1 pseudogene is annotated in these 509 nt (G+C 48.1%); it reads right to left on the bottom strand.

Features of this window, described 5'->3' with window-relative positions:
- A pseudogene (locus tag HMPREF0666_RS16015) lies at positions 1-509 on the bottom strand (IS1380 family transposase); the annotation flags it as partial.

The raw sequence follows: 509 nt of genomic DNA, 5'->3' as shown, positions 1-509 counted from the left end.
ATAGCCAATCTCAACGTTTTTCCATTCCTTCAACTGTTGGAAATTCTCGTAGCGACTGCCGCAGTTGGCAGCACGAATGTAGAACGTGTTGCAGCGCTGCTCTACGGTTTGTATGATTTCCTTTGAGAACGACCCGCAGTCAGCACGGAAACGCTCTATTACCACACCAAGTTCTGAGGTTACACGGTCCATAATGCGACGGAGCGTGTCTTCCTGATGGAATCTCACATTGGTGTTTCCGTCACGATTCTCACCTCCGACTATGATTCCTCCAATGGAAGCCCAACCAGGGAAATAACCAAAGTCCTGCTTGTAAGAATACTTTGCATCGAACTTGGTGGCTGGAACGAACTGGTGGTCAAAGTCCAGGTCAACATGACTGCCCTCCTTTATAAGCCCCATTCTCCGTATCATCCGTAATAGTAAGGTGTTCAGCTTCTCTGCCGTGTTGAAACTGTAAGACTTGCCGGAGGTCTCGCTCTTGTAGACAATGTTCTCTTCAGCAAGCT

This window comes from Prevotella sp. C561, assembly GCF_000224595.1.
In the GTDB taxonomy this organism is placed as follows: Bacteria; Bacteroidota; Bacteroidia; order Bacteroidales; family Bacteroidaceae; genus Prevotella; species Prevotella jejuni.
Note: the sequence above shows the minus strand (reverse complement) of the source record. Positions and strands in the feature narration are given on the sequence as shown.